This window comes from Microvirga ossetica (assembly GCF_002741015.1).
Lineage (GTDB): Bacteria > Pseudomonadota > Alphaproteobacteria > Rhizobiales > Beijerinckiaceae > Microvirga > Microvirga ossetica.
This window is the reverse complement of sequence record NZ_CP016616.1, coordinates 706,914-718,750: the sequence shown is the minus strand read 5'-3', so window position 1 is coordinate 718,750 and position 11,837 is coordinate 706,914. Positions and strand designations below refer to the sequence as shown.

The 11,837-nt window shown below is 57.9% G+C and carries 16 protein-coding genes; 11 read left to right on the top strand and 5 right to left on the bottom strand.

Features of this window, described 5'->3' with window-relative positions:
- Positions 1–91: 91 nt before the first annotated feature.
- The gene (locus BB934_RS03235; RefSeq protein WP_099508350.1) at positions 92–478 is read left to right on the top strand and encodes a DUF6894 family protein; all 387 of its coding nucleotides are present in this window, start codon (positions 92–94) and stop codon (positions 476–478) included.
- A gap of 82 nt (positions 479–560) precedes the next feature.
- Here BB934_RS03235 and BB934_RS03230 read toward each other — a convergent pair whose 3' ends face one another.
- Positions 561–755: a DUF6494 family protein gene (locus BB934_RS03230; protein WP_099508349.1), complete on the bottom strand. Its 195-nt coding sequence runs from the start codon at positions 753–755 to the stop codon at positions 561–563.
- A 628-nt stretch (positions 756–1,383) separates the two neighbouring features.
- Positions 1,384–1,665 (bottom strand): hypothetical protein, encoded by a 282-nt coding sequence (locus BB934_RS03225; protein WP_099508348.1) that lies wholly within the window; start codon positions 1,663–1,665, stop codon positions 1,384–1,386.
- A 132-nt stretch (positions 1,666–1,797) separates the two neighbouring features.
- Here BB934_RS03225 and BB934_RS03220 point away from each other — a divergent pair, with 132 nt between their 5' ends.
- From BB934_RS03220 to BB934_RS03200, 8 genes are all read left to right on the top strand, one after another.
- Positions 1,798–2,037: a hypothetical protein gene (locus BB934_RS03220; protein ID WP_157934004.1), complete on the top strand. Its 240-nt coding sequence runs from the start codon at positions 1,798–1,800 to the stop codon at positions 2,035–2,037.
- A gap of 210 nt (positions 2,038–2,247) precedes the next feature.
- The gene (locus BB934_RS03215) at positions 2,248–2,517 is read left to right on the top strand and encodes a hypothetical protein (RefSeq protein WP_099508346.1); all 270 of its coding nucleotides are present in this window, start codon (positions 2,248–2,250) and stop codon (positions 2,515–2,517) included.
- Positions 2,518–2,565: 48 nt separating this feature from the next.
- Positions 2,566–2,781, top strand: a complete 216-nt coding sequence (locus BB934_RS46820; protein WP_157934003.1) for a hypothetical protein — start codon at positions 2,566–2,568, stop codon at positions 2,779–2,781.
- Positions 2,782–2,797: 16 nt separating this feature from the next.
- Positions 2,798–2,968 carry a hypothetical protein gene (locus tag BB934_RS46815; protein WP_157934002.1) on the top strand — a complete coding sequence of 57 codons (171 nt, stop codon included), beginning with the start codon at positions 2,798–2,800 and terminating at the stop codon, positions 2,966–2,968.
- 35 nt (positions 2,969–3,003) lie between these two features.
- Complete coding sequence (locus BB934_RS46810) at positions 3,004–3,159, top strand: hypothetical protein (RefSeq protein ID WP_157934001.1); 156 nt, start codon at positions 3,004–3,006, stop codon at positions 3,157–3,159.
- A 119-nt stretch (positions 3,160–3,278) separates the two neighbouring features.
- Entirely contained in the window at positions 3,279–3,500 is a 222-nt protein-coding gene (locus tag BB934_RS03210) for a hypothetical protein (RefSeq protein WP_099508345.1), read from the top strand.
- Positions 3,501–3,599: 99 nt separating this feature from the next.
- A complete protein-coding gene (locus tag BB934_RS03205) occupies positions 3,600–4,358 on the top strand; it encodes a Crp/Fnr family transcriptional regulator (RefSeq protein WP_099508344.1) in 759 nt (252 codons plus the stop codon).
- 134 nt (positions 4,359–4,492) lie between these two features.
- Entirely contained in the window at positions 4,493–4,765 is a 273-nt protein-coding gene (locus tag BB934_RS03200) for a hypothetical protein (RefSeq protein ID WP_099508343.1), read from the top strand.
- A 766-nt stretch (positions 4,766–5,531) separates the two neighbouring features.
- Here the strand turns inward: BB934_RS03200 and BB934_RS03195 are convergent.
- Complete coding sequence (locus tag BB934_RS03195; protein WP_099508342.1) at positions 5,532–6,797, bottom strand: polyhydroxyalkanoate depolymerase; 1,266 nt, start codon at positions 6,795–6,797, stop codon at positions 5,532–5,534.
- A 526-nt stretch (positions 6,798–7,323) separates the two neighbouring features.
- Between BB934_RS03195 and BB934_RS50830 the strand changes: the two genes are divergently transcribed.
- Both BB934_RS50830 and BB934_RS03180 read left to right on the top strand, forming a co-directional pair.
- The gene (locus tag BB934_RS50830) at positions 7,324–7,500 is read left to right on the top strand and encodes a hypothetical protein (protein ID WP_418294746.1); all 177 of its coding nucleotides are present in this window, start codon (positions 7,324–7,326) and stop codon (positions 7,498–7,500) included.
- Positions 7,501–7,584: 84 nt separating this feature from the next.
- Complete coding sequence (locus BB934_RS03180; RefSeq protein ID WP_099508339.1) at positions 7,585–7,938, top strand: hypothetical protein; 354 nt, start codon at positions 7,585–7,587, stop codon at positions 7,936–7,938.
- 63 nt (positions 7,939–8,001) lie between these two features.
- On the opposite strand, the gene BB934_RS03175 is transcribed toward BB934_RS03180, so the two are convergent.
- Positions 8,002–9,759, bottom strand: a complete 1,758-nt coding sequence (locus BB934_RS03175) for an adenylate/guanylate cyclase domain-containing protein (RefSeq protein WP_162299138.1) — start codon at positions 9,757–9,759, stop codon at positions 8,002–8,004.
- A gap of 126 nt (positions 9,760–9,885) precedes the next feature.
- Positions 9,886–11,652 (bottom strand): adenylate/guanylate cyclase domain-containing protein, encoded by a 1,767-nt coding sequence (locus tag BB934_RS03170; protein WP_099508337.1) that lies wholly within the window; start codon positions 11,650–11,652, stop codon positions 9,886–9,888.
- Between the last annotated feature and the right edge of the window lie 185 nt (positions 11,653–11,837).

Genomic DNA, 11,837 nt, shown 5'->3' with positions numbered 1-11,837 from the left:
GCTGGAGAATCAGCAAGGGCCTCGCGACGACTCAGATCGTTCGAGGTTTGATTGACATCAAAAAGGCTGCTCACCGTCGTTTGATGCGAGCATGAGCAAGGCTCCGAAACGACCGGGCCAGCGTGACGATCTTAGACGATGGGACGACGAAGGCGGTGCGCCGCGCTCCGGGCATCCTTCCCACGAGCCGCATCCCGGGCCCACGCAGGCGACCCAACCGGCGTTGCACTACTTCAACATCGGGACCCGGAGCGGCGTTATTGAGGACTCAGAGGGTGAGACGCATCCCGGTCTCCAAGCCGCCCGTGCAGACGCACTCGCCAAGGCCCGCGACATGATCGCGAAAGGTGATCAAAAAGGCGAGGATCGGCACGATTGGAGTTTCGAGATCAGGGACCGTGCCAATCAACATGTCCTGACAGTCGCGCTTTCAGAAATCTCCAAGTCGAAGCTGACCAGCCAAGGCGGGAGACGCTAACTGCCAGCGCTCCGATAACGGACGGCAGATGGATATTGCTGTTGTCACGATCCTACTTCGATGAGGACCAGTAGAGGACGAGTTAGCGGAGTTCGATGATCGTTTCGACGACATGCTTTAGCGCGGGCTCATCGTCTGAAGTCAGGGTCATGCGAAGCCGCAGGCTCGCTCCTTTCATGGCTCCCTCACGTACAATCCGCTCGATCTCGCGCTGCGACGTTACTCCCACTTCCTTTAGGAACTTGCGGACGGCCATGTTGAAGTGGTCTTCATCCATAATGATCTCCTCTTTCGAGGCCACTAAATACCACAGTATCGCAGGAGCTTGGAGTGGGGCGACCGGCGGCGATTGAGAGCGTGGAGAACTTGAAGATCAGGCACTAACCTTGCAACCGAGCGAGCGGTCAGGGGCCTGCTCCCCGGCCAACAAGGGGTGATGCCGCACGAGATGCTTAACATCCTGTCCGCACAATTGCCACAAAATCTCGCTGCATTGCACAATAGCGACCCTGAACAAGGGCGAGAATATAGGGGCATTTACCGGCACCTCGGTGCCGTCAACAAGAGTGTCTCAATGCAAGCTCCGCCCTAGACCGATGCCCCGGCAATCACCCTGTCTCCTCCAGCCCCGCTACGCTGAATCAGTCGCTTGCCCCCAGTGACCTTAAATGGCTGGGGGAGCGACTACGGGCTGCCTACGATCCGGTCGAGACTCCCCTCTCAGCCCGATTGACAGAGCTTGTGGAGCGGCTCGCACGACGGGAGCAGATTGAGAATTAAGCTGCCGCTGGTCTGTATTGGGGGTTCGGCACCTATGAGGCACTTTTGCCGTCTACCTTAAATCACTCCGGTAAGACCAGCGTAGATGGCCGGTTGAAGGTTTGTGCCGAACTCGCGCCTTATTATTAAGCGCCCTGAGTACGCTTGGTGATATGCGCCCGGTACGCCGCTGCTGACTTCATCGTGATCGTGCCAGCCTCGGTCAGCTTCACGATCTCGGCTTTGGCCCGCCGTGCCGCCTGTGTGGTATAGGATGGTTTCAGCGTGACCTGAACGCGGCTGGCAATGTATCGCCGTTGGGCACTGGCCTGTCGCAGGTTGATGTTCCTCTTGGCGACAAGCTGATCCAGTTGTTTATAGGCCCGTTGGGATTCTGTGGGTGTGTAGCTCTGCTTCTTCTCAAACATAGGAATAACCTTTCGGCGATAAAGCGGCCCACATAGGTGCAGCCTCCGTATTTCCCAGAAGGGGTCGTATCTAAAGTAGGAAGACTATCGCCGTGGCGTCAATGAGAGGGTTCTATGCCTTTGAAGTATGTCATGCTGAGACTCGACGGCGGCGAGTTGCTCCCGCTGCTTTTTCCCGAGTTCATGCAGCACTCTCACATGGCCCACTCTGTTCCGGCCACGGTGGTGAGTGCCGGTCGCGTCTCTCTGGAAGCTGGAAAGCTCATTGCCGATGGCGCATCAAGCTCACTGAATGTCGCCTCACGCGAGGAGGATAGCGGGATCATCCAGGCGTATTTTGATGGGCAGAATGTCATCCAGCAGGAGCTATGAGCGTCAGCAGGCGTGGACGATCATGGAGCGTTGACCGTGAGGCTCAGGATACCACTCCGGTTTCCTCGCAGACGAGCCAATGATCAAAGCCTCAAAACCTGATCACTCTCGGTCCTTTATCCGATATCCGAGTTACCTCTGACCCGAATGCTGCTATGCTCCCCTTCATTCTGAGAAGAGGGAGGGTGTTCAATTCCGCGTACCTCTGTCGTGCGACAGGCTTCCGCCTCGGCGATGCAATGTCCCTGGTATCCCGCCGACCTACTGCCCCAGCTTCAGAGCACCCTGGCGGTTCTGGCGGATATCGAACTTCGCTACCAAAGTGACCAGGAGCAGCTTCAGGGAAGGGTAGGCCCCGAGGCCATCAAGACGCGGTTCGCTGCCCAACTTGCAGAGCGCTTCCAGCGCGAGCGTAATCCCTATGTTCAGAAGCTGACCGAGCTACAGCATCTGATGGATCGGATGATCTTCCATCATTAGCGTCGTGACCTTCCAATGCTCATTGGAGAGGAAGCCAAGGAGGAACCCATGCGCCATGTTCTACCTGCCTCGCTCGCCGGGACTATCCTGCTTGCACTCTCATCATCGTTGGCTTTGGCTCAGACATCCACCCCAGCAACGCCTCCTGGCGATGCGGCGACACCACCTGCGGGCGGGATCGCCACGTGGTGGTGGGTTCTTCTGCTGGCCATCGTGATCGCCGCTGCGGTTTGGTATTTTACCCGCAAGCGGACGACCCTCTAGGGAAGGCGAACCGATCATGAGCAAGATGCCGCTTAGCCCCATTCAGAGGGTTGTAAACTCGGTCTGGAAAGCCGTGCGGATGCTGGAAGACCGTCCCACATCGAGCGCGAAGGTCAAGCTCCACGGACGGCGCGGCTTTGGTGATGGCGATATTCCGGCACCGGACCGTACCCCTGACAGCGACTGATCCGAAGCCCATGCGCGAACACGGAGGGGCTGTGGATGCCCGAGAACACCACGAACACCATGCCCTGCTGTGTCACCGATATCGGCACGGGGCGTATCTGGTGGGAATGGCGTCAGGGTCATTGGAGCATCACTGCGAAGCCTGCCGCTGCGCCTGCACCGAAGCGGCACAAGGCGAACCGCCACGGGTAGCTGAGTTCACCCTCTCGAACGAGCACAAAGCGAGGCTCGGCGGAACTTGCCCGATCTGAGTTGGGTTGGTTCTATGGCCCATTCTGCGCAGGAGGGTTTGTCATGACCCAGGCAGCAGAATGAGCTTTGGCGGTTTCCTGGGGATCGGCTGCCAGGAGCACACAATTCCATGGGAGAAGCTCAAATACGACACCCAGCTTGGCGGCTTCCGCACTGACATCACGCCAGAGGAACTGACCAGGGCTCCCGTGGTCTCCGAGGATAAAAAGGACTGGCGGGACCGCAGGCGGGAGCAGGACCTGCATGACCATTGGAAAGTGCCGCCCTACTGGGGCTGGTGAGCAGCAAACCGAGCCGTCTCAGAGCAGCTTACCTGGATCACGCAGGTTGCCGTGATCACCAGCTTGGCTGAGACGGCTGTAACACGGCGGCGGTAAGCCATGGCACATCTGTCCAACACAGCGACGCATCGGGCGAACCGCCTCCTGGCGACGCTGGAGCCCAAGGACTTTGCTTACCTCTTACCGCACCTGGAGATCATAACTCTGCACCGAAGGCAGGTGCTCTACGAGGCAGGCGAAACCATCTGCTACACCTATTTCCCGCATGATGCTGTCGTGTCGCTGGTCAATGTGCTGGATGACGGCGGCTCGGTCGAGGTAGCGATCTTCGGGCGGGAGGGCGTGTTCGGTCTGATTAGCGCCCTGTTTACCCGCGAGTCCTTCGGGCGCTACATCGTGCAGATTCCCGGCACGGCCTCGCGGGTCGAGATCGAGTGGGTGCGCGAGGCGGTCAATGCCTCCCCGCGCATGCGCCTGCTGCTGTACCGCTTCACCGAGGCGCTGCTGGCGCAGACCTTCCAGATCGTCACCTGCAATGCGGTTCACAATGTCGAAGCCCGCTGCTGCCGCTGGCTCCTCAGCACGCATGATCGAGTCGAGCAGGACACGCTGCCGCTCACGCACGAGTTCTTGGCCGAGATGCTGGGGACGCAGCGCCCGAGCGTCAGCATCGTTCTGCGCACGCTCCAGAACGCGGGCCTGATCCGCCAGCGCAGGGGCGGCATTGTCATCACGGATCGGGCTGGTCTCGAAGAAGCGGCTTGCGAATGCTACGGCAAAATCCGCCGCAGCTACGAGCGTCTGCTGCCCCACACTTACCCTCCAGTCGATGAAGATGTTGGCTCAACCGTGGCATGAATAAGGCTATCGTGTGGTGTAGATATTAACATAGATCAATAAAAACTGCCCGTTCTGTTAGATTGCGAACAGACGAATCAAACACATCCCAACATCGTCCCTGCTCTGTACGTCAAGATACAGGGAGGAAAACAATGGCCGACAACAAACCTTACTCCGCACGATCTGCTCAGCCGAGGATGTATTCTTCTGATCTCCAGCCCTTGCTCCAGTCGCTCTTGGCGACTTTGGCTGATATCGACTTTGAACACGAGCGCGAGCGCGACAACGTCAATTGCCGCGCGATGGATATGAACCTCAAGATACGCCTGCTGGAGAAGCTCAAGCAGCACCATCACCAGCGGCGCGAGCCTTACCTTCAGCAACTTGCCATCCTGCAAGAGCGTATCCGCCAATTCTCGCAGTAGGCTGCTCCATCCGTCGCAGGGCCACGCACCATGACCGATGAGGAAATCGAAGTGGTTACCGAGGAGCTTGCCAAGAGGGATGGCTCGTCTTGGTATCCAGGGCGCATGCAGGCACCGCTCACGCGACTGGTAACAGACTGCTACCGTGACAAGCCCGTACGGCGATTGCGGCCCTGGATTATCTCAGGATCGGTAGTACCCCCTTTCAGTCTCCCGCCCTCGGAGGGAGAGATCGCCGAAAGCCGTCCATCGTGGCTCGGTCAACGATGTTTGATCCTGTGCAGCAATCATTTATCCCCGTCCAGGAGACCAACGGGCGAATCCATGCCGGATCGTGGAAACCCAGGGTGATCGCGCCTACTTGGCTTCCACCATATTCCCGGCGATGAGGTTCTGCTCTTCCCGTAAGCAAATCCCTGAGTGGAACATTGACGGTTGCTCTGGCGTTTCTCTTGTAGCTCGCCGGAAAAGGAGAGCCAGAATCGAAATTACCCTGCACAACGACATAGCCATTGCTGCGTGTACCGACAGGGATGGGTCGAAAAGAACCCTGGTTTGCTTTGAATGGCACCAGGGTTTTCTCATGGACGGACACAGTTGCTGCTCAGCTTGAGGAGCGCCGTCAACGGGACCGGGAGCCATATGTGCAGCGCCTTGCTAATCTCCATTGCTCGATGGTCAGGATCATGACGTTGGAAGACATTTGCTCAAATCCGTGAGGCTTTGAACGACCAGTTCACGCGGCTCATTGATGGGATGAATGCCGCTACAGGCTGGAGATCGTCGCTTGAACCTCTCTGGACTTTGAACAGACGCGCGTGGGCGATCTGCAAGAACTAAGTGGCCTGCTTGCCGCATGCCGTGTCATGAACGCTTTGATGCGCGGAGCGATCTCCAAACGGAAGCGAGAGCCGTTGAAGACGCCATAATGCCCGACCCCCGCTTGAAGATGGTGCTCCTTCTTCCCAGGCGACAGGTTCGACGAAAGATCGAGCGCTGCAACCGTCTGGCCGCGTCCGGTGATGTCGTCCTTCTCCCCCTCGATGGTCATGACAGCACAGCGGTGGATCGCCTTCAGGTCCACCGGTCGGCCCCGGTGCCGCATCAGCCCTCTGGGCAGCAGATGGTCGATGAACACTGTCTCCAGCGTCTGGAGGTAATATTCGGCAGACAAGTCCATGACGGCCAGATACTCATCATAGAACTCGCGGTGCTTTTCCGCCGAGTCACCGTCGCCTTCGACGAGGTGATTGAACATCTCCCAATGGGCTGAGAAATGGCGGTCCGGGTTCATCGCCATGAATCCGCAGAGTTGCATGAACCCTGGATAGACCAGCCGTCCCCGGCCCCGGAACCGGTCTGGCACAGGGTGGATGCAGTGACGCTTGAACCAAGGGATGTCGCGTGTCTGGGCGAAGCTATTGACTGCGGTAGGGGTCTTCCGGGTGTCGATAGGTCCACCCAGGAGTGTGACCGAGTGGGGCACCTGTGGATGCTCTTCAGCCTCCATAAGAGCTATCGCTGCCAGGACTGGCACAGCGGGTTGGCACACCGCCATCACGTGCAGGTCTGGTCCCAGCGTCGCGAACATGCTGATGCAGTAGTCCACGTAATCCGAGAGATCGAACTGGCCCTCGGACAAAGACACCTGCTTGGCATCATTCCAGTCGGTGATGAACACCTGATCGCTGTCGAGGAACGCCGCCACTGTGCCGCGCAGCAGCGTGGCGTTGTGGCCTGACATCGGAGCGACAATCAACACTTTGGGCTTGCTCGATGGTGGCCCGAAGGCGATCACCCGGCAGAAGGGCTGCTGCCACACAACTCGTTCCGACGCAGGAAGGTTGAAGGTGGGTTTAGGATAAGAGCGAGTGGCCCGCTCGAACAACTCACAAGAAGCCACCAGAGCGCGACCGCCTGGAGTGTAGGTCACTGGGTTGAGAGAATGAGTGCAGGTGAGCCTTGTGAGATCGGCGATCATCCGAGCGGGGGAGAACATAAACTGCGACGCTTCATGCAACAGGTACCACATGCGAACGTTCCTTGCGGTCCGTCTGCGCCCCACCGCTATTCTGAGCCGCCGATTACCGCCCCGGCACTGACGTGAATGCACGATGGTTCGGCTCAGTCTCCAGCCAATCTATCCGAACAATGGTTAATATTTCGAACCCAAAAGTGGAATGCACCTTTGGGACAACGCGTATGGTAGTGTCCTGCTTCTCAAACTACTTGCTGTCGGCGGTGAACCGCCTATTCGGTCTGCCCTCTACTTCAGATACGACCGAGTTATCAATTTGATCCTCCCCATGGCCCAAGAGACCATCGAGCATCGCGGGATGCCGACCCTCGACAACATGTAGGGCAGTCGATGGCGACTGAGGCCGAAGGTCCAGTGGGATCAGAAGGTTCTGAGACACGGCCAGTGATGTTTCAGCATCTCACACCCCTCGCGGTGTTGCCGCTGAATTCTCAGCAGCCATGACCGGCTGGGAGCGGCCCCCTTACACAAATTTCTGGCGCTGGTCATTGGGGTGCAGCGCTCCATCGTCAGCACTGTCATGGGAGCGCTCCACAAGAGAGGGCTGATTCAGCAAAGCCGAGGAGGCATCACCGTGACAGACCGGACTGGCCTCGAAGGAGCAGCCTGCGAGTGCTACGGCAAGATACGCCGCCGCTTCGAGCGACTTCGGCCTCATACCTTCACAAAAGGCTTTCCAGAGAGCAATCAAAGCTGATGTCGCATTGTCTCTTGTTAACGGGATTGAGCGATCAATCCAGCGCCGCCGATTCAACTAACAGATCGGCAAGCAGGAGCGCAGATGGATCGAGATCATCCAGAACTGGCATTGGAGCGGAGCGGCAGCGACTCCTCAACTATCCAGCATTTTGCAGTGACGCGATCTGATACGATTGCTGTGTCCGAGAGCAACGCTATTCCGGCTGAGCCAGCTTTCGATCCATCCCACTCGCATCGGGTCTGGCGCATGATGAATGCCTTGATCGACGCGAAGCCAGAATGGGCCGACCAAGATACGTTCGAAGCCGACCGGAAGAAGATGCTCCGGTACGGCCTCTCAGCCGGGATGTCTCTGGAGGAGCTTTTCAAACTCACTGACCCAGACGCTATTCTGGGCCTGTGGACGGCGGCTGAAGCTAAAAATGTAGAGGTTTAGAGGGTCCTCACACCCATAGAGCAGACCGCATACAAGTTGCGATGTGTGTTGCTGCTCAGCCAATCAACTCTCAGGGACCCCAGCCTTAGACAGACCCTCAGCGATGATTGCCCCAGTCGCATATTTTTTCAGTTGGCTTCGGACTAAGCTGACCGTGAGTGGTGGTGCCGGAAGGGAATTCCGGTGCGCTAATAGCATCTTCGTCTGGTCTCGGAGCCCAAGGTGGCCATAGCAGCTAATCAGTAAAGCGTAGTGAGAAGGGAAGTGGGGAAAGGCCACAATAGCCCTGCGAACATAGGGAAGAGCATCCTCAAAACGACGAGCAGCCAGGAGCGTAAAACCGTGGACGAACTCATAAAAGCTAAGGAATGTGTCCGCAGGGCTCAGGCGAAGAGCCGTCTGAGTCTCCACAACGGCATCATCGAACCTTCCAATTCGAGCGAGCGCCCATCCATAGATCGTATGGGCCAACGCAAAACTCGGGTTGATCCCCAGCGCAGCTTCAAGTTCCAACAAAGCGCGTTCGTGCTGACCATCGGTGCTGACACACAGGCCCAACATCATGCGAGCCCACGGCTCGCTTGCGTCAAGAGCAAGCGCCCGCTCCGCATGTCTCTGCGCCTCGGCAACACCGTCTTGCTCATCAGGAAGCCAGTAGTTATAGGCTGCCCACCACACGGCCCAGCTTAAAATTGCATGGGCCTTCGCATAGGTTGGCTCTATCGCAATTGCCCGTTCGAGAAGGGATCGCGCGTCGTCACTTTCCTGGCGTTCGAGCTTGCTGATCAATCCAATAGCGCGGACAACGAGGCCCCACGTGCCAATATGGTCAGGAGGTTGGCTGGCTATTCGAGCACCCTCCTCAGCATACAGGTGCGGCTCGATGGCAGCGAGGACACTTGTTGTGATCTCGTCCTGAACCGCAAAAACGTCATCAAGCTGCCTGTCGTAGCGTTCGGCCCAGATGTGCCTGCCGCTCGCGGCCTCGATCAACTGGCTGGAGATGCGAATGCGGCTGCCTGACACCCTGACACTACCTTCGAGCACATACCGAACGCCCAAGCCTTGAGCGACTTGCCGAACATCCACCGCCTTACCTTTGTAAGCAAACGTGGAATTGCGAGCGATGACGAACAGCCACTTTAAGTGCGAGAGACCTGTGATGATATCTTCGGTCATGCCGTCCGCGAAATACTCCTGCTCGGGATTCCCGCTCATGTTGGTGAAGGGTAGGACAGCAATGGATGGTTTGTCGGGAAGAGGGATAGGCCCACTCTGCTCGGCCATTCTGGTTGGCTGCAAAGGACCTTTGATGGTGTAGGCTCTGATCGGCTCATGGAGGTTCTTCACCGACTGGGGGCCAAGGTCAGTGAAGTCGAGTGGAAGGACTTTGCGAATGTAGCCGTAAGCGGCCTCAGAGACGCAGATGCCCCCTGGATTGGCCAATCCCTGAAGGCGCGCAGCCACATTGATCCCGTCACCCAGGAGATCGCCGCCTCGGGCCATCACGTCACCGACATGCACCCCGATACGGAAGTGCATGCTCAGGCCGCTTGAAACGGACGCGAATTGCTTCTGGACTTCCACTGCGCACCGGACCGCATCCACGGCGCTCGGGAACTCGGCCAGAACGCTGTCACCGGCTGTATTGGCGATGCGCCCGCTGTGCTCCGTAATGAGGCCGTCCATTATCGCGCGATGAGCGGTCAAGCTCCGAAGCGTCCTGACTTCGTCCTGCTCCATCATGCGCGAGTATCCCGCCACATCAGCCGCGAAGATGGCCGCCAGCCGTCGCTCGACCTTACCCTGTGGTGGGGGCATCGCGTTCCCCAGGTTCATTTGCAGTTATAATGATACGTCTCGCGTGGGGACATGTCGATGGTTTCTTGAGGGCGATCACCGAGGGGGCGCGACGGAGATTTAAAAGAGTCTTCTACTGTGTCTCCCTCATTCAGGTACACCGGCCTTTCTAAGCCCCTCTATGATCCGGTTCATGTGCTCATTATGAGAGATAATGTTCTGAAAATGCCGTGAGATCGTGAACTCTGGATAGCTGTGAAGCAAAAGCGTTGCTGACTGTCGAGCGTCTTCCATTCGGCCAGCATGAGCATAGGCAGGGGTCAGCAATCGGTAGGCCCAGACTGCACTGGGCCGCTCTTGCAGGCCCTTCTTGAGCCACTCGATTGCATCGTTGTAGCGAACAGCCGCGAAGTGAGCCATCCCCATGCCGATATACGAGTTGAAGTTGATCGGGTCGAAAGGGCTGATCCGGAGACCGTGCTTAAAATGGTCGAGAGCCAACTCGGGTTGATCCCTGTAGACATGAATCCACCCGCTTCGCTGCCACGCCCATGCTGAGTTGGGATCAAGCTGAAGGGCCTTCTCGATCAGTGTGGACGCGCGGTCCAACCTTCCAACGAGTGTGTAGGCTGCGCTTAGAGTGGTCAGCACCAGCGGGTCATTGCTGTCCAGTCGCGCGGCCTCCTCCGCCAGGGCAAGCGCCCGCTCTCGGTCCCGCTGCGGATCGGACGAGCGAAGATACATCGCCTGTTGAGCATGACACCAAGATGCCATTGACTTTGCCAGGGCGTAATCAGGGTCGAGGGCCATCGCCCGTTCCAGAAGCTCCAGGGCTTGTTTGGCTGTCTCCGGATCGTTGGACCAGACGGTTGGCATTGCTTTCATCACGCAGTCGTAGGCATCCAGGCTGTCGGGACGTTTGCGCCTTGCCCGCTCGATTTCGGTTGCCCGAATGTTTGGTAGGATGGCTCCTATGATCGCTTCGGTCAGTCGGTCTTGAAGGTCGAAGATGTCCTCGACTTGGCTGTCGTAACGATCTGCCCAGATGTGACCGCCATCAGAGCCATCGACCAACTCAGCCGTAACTCGAACGCGCGAACCAGACTTCCGAATGCTCCCCACCAGCACGTATCGGACACCGAGTTCCTGGGCGATCTGGCGTACATCCTTTTTGGTGCCCTTGTACGAGAGGCCCGAATTGCGCGCGATGACAAAGAGCGAGCGGATGCGGGACAGGGCAGCGGTGATTTCCTCCACCATACCGTCAGCGAGATACTCCTGCTCAGGATCACCGCTCATGTTGGTAAACGGCAGGACTGCTATCGACGGCTTGCTCGGCAGTGGGAGAAACTTGGTAGGATCGATCTGTACCGGATGTGGCGAGGGCTCTGAGAGAGCATACGCCCCGATTGGTTCCTCGATGTTCTTCACCTTCTGGGGTCCGAGATCAGAAAACATAAGAGGCACCACTTTACGCACGTATCCATAGGTGGCTTCCGAGATGCAGATACCGCCCGGATCAGCGATCCCTTCGAGCCGCGCCGCAATATTTACGCCGTCACCGAGGAGGTCGCCGCCGCGTATCATTACATCACCAACATGAATTCCAATCCGGAACTGAAGGCGCTCCCGCTCTGCGTCATCCTGATTAGCGGACGCGAGGGCCTCCTGCACGGCAATAGCACATTGGACGGCATCAACGGCACTCGGGAATTCGGCCAAGACACTGTCGCCAGCCGTGTTGGCGATCCGTCCCCTATGCTCGGCGATCAACCGGTCCATCACCTCGCGATGGGCCGTCAAGGTGCGGAGCGTCTCAACCTCGTTGTGGCTCATCAGTCGCGAGTAGCCTGCCACATCAGCGGCAAAGATCGCTGCCAGCCGTCGCTCGACCCTATGCTCCTGCCGATCCATGATAGCCTCGGTGCAGTTCGAGACGGAATTGTGCTGCGGGGCGGGTGAGGTGTCCAGCCTACAGCAAATTCTATTGCTAAGCTTTACCAGAGTATCCTGCGGGCATAGACGGTTGTGGGACTAAGGATACTTCCGCGAGATGATCCTCCGGTGTATTATACTCCCCAATTAGGGCGTTCCGCTGC

Excerpts from the sequence above, each read along its gene's own strand:
- BB934_RS03205 (WP_099508344.1), top strand. The coding sequence starts at position 3,600 with ATGGCACATCTGTCCAACACAGCGACGCATCGGGCGAACCGCCTCCTG.
- BB934_RS03200 (WP_099508343.1), top strand. The coding sequence starts at position 4,493 with ATGGCCGACAACAAACCTTACTCCGCACGATCTGCTCAGCCGAGGATG.
- BB934_RS46820 (WP_157934003.1), top strand. The coding sequence starts at position 2,566 with ATGCGCCATGTTCTACCTGCCTCGCTCGCCGGGACTATCCTGCTTGCA.
- BB934_RS03180 (WP_099508339.1), top strand. The coding sequence starts at position 7,585 with ATGGATCGAGATCATCCAGAACTGGCATTGGAGCGGAGCGGCAGCGAC.
- BB934_RS03210 (WP_099508345.1), top strand. The coding sequence starts at position 3,279 with ATGAGCTTTGGCGGTTTCCTGGGGATCGGCTGCCAGGAGCACACAATT.
- BB934_RS50830 (WP_418294746.1), top strand. The coding sequence starts at position 7,324 with ATGGGAGCGCTCCACAAGAGAGGGCTGATTCAGCAAAGCCGAGGAGGC.
- BB934_RS03220 (WP_157934004.1), top strand. The coding sequence starts at position 1,798 with ATGCTGAGACTCGACGGCGGCGAGTTGCTCCCGCTGCTTTTTCCCGAG.
- BB934_RS03175 (WP_162299138.1), bottom strand. The coding sequence starts at position 9,759 with ATGCCCCCACCACAGGGTAAGGTCGAGCGACGGCTGGCGGCCATCTTC.
- BB934_RS03225 (WP_099508348.1), bottom strand. The coding sequence starts at position 1,665 with ATGTTTGAGAAGAAGCAGAGCTACACACCCACAGAATCCCAACGGGCC.
- BB934_RS46810 (WP_157934001.1), top strand. The coding sequence starts at position 3,004 with ATGCCCGAGAACACCACGAACACCATGCCCTGCTGTGTCACCGATATC.
- BB934_RS46815 (WP_157934002.1), top strand. The coding sequence starts at position 2,798 with ATGAGCAAGATGCCGCTTAGCCCCATTCAGAGGGTTGTAAACTCGGTC.
- BB934_RS03235 (WP_099508350.1), top strand. The coding sequence starts at position 92 with ATGAGCAAGGCTCCGAAACGACCGGGCCAGCGTGACGATCTTAGACGA.
- BB934_RS03170 (WP_099508337.1), bottom strand. The coding sequence starts at position 11,652 with ATGGATCGGCAGGAGCATAGGGTCGAGCGACGGCTGGCAGCGATCTTT.
- BB934_RS03195 (WP_099508342.1), bottom strand. The coding sequence starts at position 6,797 with ATGTGGTACCTGTTGCATGAAGCGTCGCAGTTTATGTTCTCCCCCGCT.
- BB934_RS03230 (WP_099508349.1), bottom strand. The coding sequence starts at position 755 with ATGGATGAAGACCACTTCAACATGGCCGTCCGCAAGTTCCTAAAGGAA.